Origin of the sequence: Dietzia sp. B19, from assembly GCF_014145155.1 — a bacterium.
Classification (GTDB): domain Bacteria; phylum Actinomycetota; class Actinomycetes; order Mycobacteriales; family Mycobacteriaceae; genus Dietzia; species Dietzia natronolimnaea.
Genome location: NZ_JAALED010000404.1, coordinates 5,141 through 8,956 on the forward strand (window position 1 = coordinate 5,141; position 3,816 = coordinate 8,956).

Annotated in this window: 6 protein-coding genes; 3 read left to right on the forward strand and 3 right to left on the reverse strand. The window is 71.1% G+C overall.

The genetic code is table 11. The features are described from left to right. The 3 genes from G6020_RS17135 to G6020_RS11775 form a co-directional block, all read left to right on the forward strand. Positions 1 to 215 (forward strand): ABC transporter permease subunit (locus G6020_RS17135; RefSeq protein ID WP_241732684.1); only part of this gene is annotated, 215 nt, incomplete at its 5' end. Further along, positions 208 to 1,194: an ABC transporter permease gene (locus tag G6020_RS11770; protein ID WP_304814998.1), complete on the forward strand. Its 987-nt coding sequence runs from the start codon at positions 208 to 210 to the stop codon at positions 1,192 to 1,194. The genes G6020_RS17135 and G6020_RS11770, both read left to right, overlap by 8 nt. Before the next feature lie 40 nt (positions 1,195 to 1,234). Next, a complete protein-coding gene (locus G6020_RS11775; protein WP_182610758.1) occupies positions 1,235 to 1,921 on the forward strand; it encodes a TetR/AcrR family transcriptional regulator in 687 nt (228 codons plus the stop codon). A gap of 7 nt (positions 1,922 to 1,928) precedes the next feature. On the opposite strand, the gene G6020_RS11780 is transcribed toward G6020_RS11775, so the two are convergent. The 3 genes from G6020_RS11780 to G6020_RS11790 form a co-directional block, all read right to left on the reverse strand. Next, the gene (locus G6020_RS11780; RefSeq protein WP_182610754.1) at positions 1,929 to 3,122 is read right to left on the reverse strand and encodes an FAD/NAD(P)-binding oxidoreductase; all 1,194 of its coding nucleotides are present in this window, start codon (positions 3,120 to 3,122) and stop codon (positions 1,929 to 1,931) included. 3 nt (positions 3,123 to 3,125) lie between these two features. After that, on the reverse strand, positions 3,126 to 3,389 hold the full coding sequence (locus G6020_RS11785) for a hypothetical protein (RefSeq protein WP_182610755.1): 264 nt from the start codon (positions 3,387 to 3,389) through the stop codon (positions 3,126 to 3,128). A gap of 33 nt (positions 3,390 to 3,422) precedes the next feature. After that, a partial coding sequence (locus G6020_RS11790; RefSeq protein WP_182610756.1) for an aspartate dehydrogenase domain-containing protein occupies positions 3,423 to 3,816 on the reverse strand: 394 nt, incomplete at its 5' end.

The window sequence follows — 3,816 nt, forward strand, 5'->3', positions numbered from 1 at the left end:
GGATCAGTCTGGGCCGACTCATCGGCGGGACGGTGGTGGTCGAGCGGCTGTTCAACCTCCCCGGCATGGGCAGCATGATCGTCGACGCCGTCCAGAACGACAATCTGCCGGTCGTCCTGGGCGGGGTGATCGTGATCGCCGTGTTCTACGTCCTGGTCAACATGACCGTCGACGTCACGTACGCACTCATCGACCCGAGGATCCGCCGTGGCTGACACCGACCCGACCCGCCCCGATTCCAGCCGCCCCGATCCCACCCGGGCTGCCTCCACCCGCGCTGCCTCCGGGCCCGTCGCGGGCCCCGGCGTCGTCGCCGATCCCACCGTGGCCGCCGCCACCCCGGCACGCCGCCGTCCGAGGATGCCCCGGTTGTCCGGACTCGGCACCGCGCTCGCCCTGGCCTGGACCGTCCTCATCGTCCTGGGCGCACTGTTCGTGGACTTCCTGCCGCTGGCCGAGGCGCGCGACCCGTCCCTCGCGCTGATGACGCCGTCGACCCTCGCCCCCGACCTGCTGTCCGACCATCCCCTCGGGACGGACGGACAGGGCCTGGACATCCTGGGAGGCCTGCTCTACGGCGCCCGGGTCTCCCTCGTCGTGGGTATCGGCGGAGTCCTGGTCGGGGCCCTCGTCGGTGGCGCGCTCGGGCTGGTGGCCGGCTACCGGGGTGGGTGGACCGATCGCATCGTCTCCATCATCACCGACACCCTGCTGGCGTTCCCGTCGCTCATCCTGCTCATCGCGATCGTCACCGTGCTCGACCCGACACTGCCCAACATCACCCTCGCCCTCGGGATCATGGTTGTCCCGGCCTACGCCCGGCTCGTCCGGGCCAACGCGATGAGCTTCGCCGGCCGGGAGTTCGTCACCGCGGCGAGGTCGCTCGGGGCGGGTGAACTGCGGATCATGCTGCGGGAGGTCACCCCGAACATCGTCCAACCGGTCTTCTCGTACAGCTTCATGCTCGTCGCCGTGTTGATCGTGGCCGAGGCGTCGCTGAGCTACCTGGGGCTGAGCATTCCCCGGCCGGAACCGACATGGGGCAACATGATCAGTGCCGGTCAGGCCGATTTCCAGCGATACCCGTATCTCGTCGGCGTCCCGGCGGTCGTACTATTCCTGACGGTGCTCAGTTTCAATCAGCTGGGCGAGGCGGCAGGTCGGAAGTGGAGTCCCGGTGCAGCGAAGATCTGATGAGACCTCAGCCGAGGGGAGCGCAGCCGACGTGGCCGAGATGCCCGAGGAGGCCGGCGATTCCAGCGACGCCAAGGACGCCAAGACGGCGATGATCGAGGTCGCCGAGAAGATGATCAGCGAGCGGGGGCTGGACGACGTCTCGATGCGCGACGTCGCGACGGCGGCCGGTCAACGCAACAACTCGGCCGTCCAGTACCACTTCGGCAGCCGCGACGGGTTGATCCTGCAGGTGTTGCGACGCCGGATCATCTCCCTGGACTCCGCCCGGAAGGCGCGGCTGGCCGCGGCCGACGAGCAGGGTCTGGGCTACGACCTGCACACCCTCGTCGGGGTGCTGTTCGAACCGATCGTCGAGCTCCTGCGCGCCCACCCCGAGGCCACGCACTACGCACGGTTCCTGCAGCGGGTCGGGCCGGTCATGGCGCCGGGCATCCCCGAGGCGGATCTGCGGACGGCGACCGACGACGTGGTGGTGCGGCTGATCGACGTGCTCTCCCACCTGCCGCGGCGGGTGGCGTTCGAACGCATCGACCTGGCCACCCAGATGTTCACCGGGGCGCTGGCGGTCTACGAGGACCGCCGAGACGCCCGGAACACCGTGGTCAACGCGCGGTTCGAGGACGTCGTGGCGCACCTCTACGACATGATCGAGGCCGCACTGTGTGCCGGGGCGGGGTCCGGGGCCGGGTCCGGGTCCGGGGCCGGGACCGTGTCGCGGGACTGACCTGCTCTCAGACCCGCCCGCGGAGCAGCTTCCGGAAGTAGACCACCGGCTGCAGGTACCGGTCGAACGCGTAGGTCGAGCGTCTGGGCACGGTCAGGTCGATCCCGCGCACCGACGGTGCGGGCCGACCGTCCCGGTCGTGCTCGACCAGCATCAGCCGGTCGCGGCTCACGGCGATCGGGATGATCGTGTAGCCGTCGTACCGCGTCCCGGGTCCGCCGTCCCGGGCCGCGCGCAGGTTGTCGGCGACCACCGCCACCTGCGGTCTCAGCGCCCCTCCGGACGGACGGGTGTCGACGGTCGCGGCGTCGCCCAGGCCCCAGACCGAGTCGAGGCGCGCGTGGCGCAGGGTCCGGGGGTCCACCTCGACCAGCCCGGCGACACCGCCGTCGGACAACCCGGCGTCGGCGATGAACTTCGGCGCGCGGCTCAGAGGGGTGACGTAGGCCAGGTCGACGTCCTCGATCGTGGTGGGGACCGGGCCGTCGAGTGTGACGGTGCGGGCGTGGTGATCCACGGCGGCGACCTCGGATCCCTCGTGGACGGTGATGCCGTACTCCCGGAGGTACGGCTGCACCCGCGAGTCGCACGGTTCGAGTCCGAGGAGTCCGCGGAACGGGGTCACCAGGTGCACGTCGATACGATCGAGCACCTTCTCGCGCCGCCAGCGGTCGCACGCCAGGAACATGGCCTTGAGCACGGTCCCGCCGCAGGAGGCGGGTTCGGGTGGCACCGAGAACACCACGGTCCCCTCGCGCAGGCGGACCAGCGCGGCGCACGCGCGACCCGCGTACTCGGGCACGTGGGCCGAGGCCGCCCATCCGGCGACGTAGGCCTTGTCCAGCCCGGGGATCGCGTCCCACCGCGGGGTCAGGCCGGGGCACACGACCAGGTCCTCGTAGGTGATCGTGGGACCCTCCTCGCGCGGACCGAGGGTGACGGTGTGGGCGTCCGTGTCGACCCGTCCGGCCAGGTGGGGGAGCAGGTGGACGCCGGCGGGGACGACGTCCGTCATCGCGCGTTCGTACCGCCTCATCGGTGCCAGGCCGGTGGCGGCGTAGTTGAGCATCGGCCGGTACCGGTGCACGGGACTCGGGTCGACCAGAGCGATGTTCTGCCGACCGTCCCGGCGCAGGCGGGCCGCCAGGGAGATCCCGGCGTTGCCCCCTCCGATGATCACGGTGTCGAACGCGGCGGACACGGGTCAGACCGTCACTGCGTAGCCCACGAGCCCGATGACCAGGAGGAGGACGACGACGACGATGACGACGATCGGGATGTACGCCCCCTTCTTGGACGGGGACGGGGTGGGGCTCTGCTGTTGCGTCGGGCTCTGCTTCTCCGTGGCGCTGTCCGACTGCATCGACGTGGAATCGGAGTCCGGTGTCTGCGGTCCGTCGGGTGAACCGCCGCTGTCGAGATCGGGGCTCTGACTCGGATCGGGGTCGGAGGGCCGTGCGTGGGTCATGGGACACCTTTCGTGGCGGCTGGTCCCTCCACGCTATGGCGTCACCCGCGCACCCTCCACCGGTCGGGCCGCAGCCACGACCACCACGCCGGGCCCGGCCCCGGCCCTGATCGAGGTGAGGACCCCGGCCACCGACCACGCCGTGATCGCCGAGGTGCGGCCACCGGAGTCCGGGTCCACCGCGTTCTCGAAACGCATGTCGTAGCGGCCCACCGGGGACTCCCACTCCACCACGTGTCGGGTGCGCTGCACCCCGGGGTCGGCCACCACGATCGCCTCCACGCGGTCCAGGCCGAGCGTCGCGAGCGCGAGCGCCACGGAGGCGTTGGAGGTGCGGGGGAACTCCAGCGCCGCCTCCCGCGCGGACCCGCGGAAGACCTCGAGGGGCGTGTCGAGGGTCTGCCGGATGCCCAGCGCGGCCGGGCTC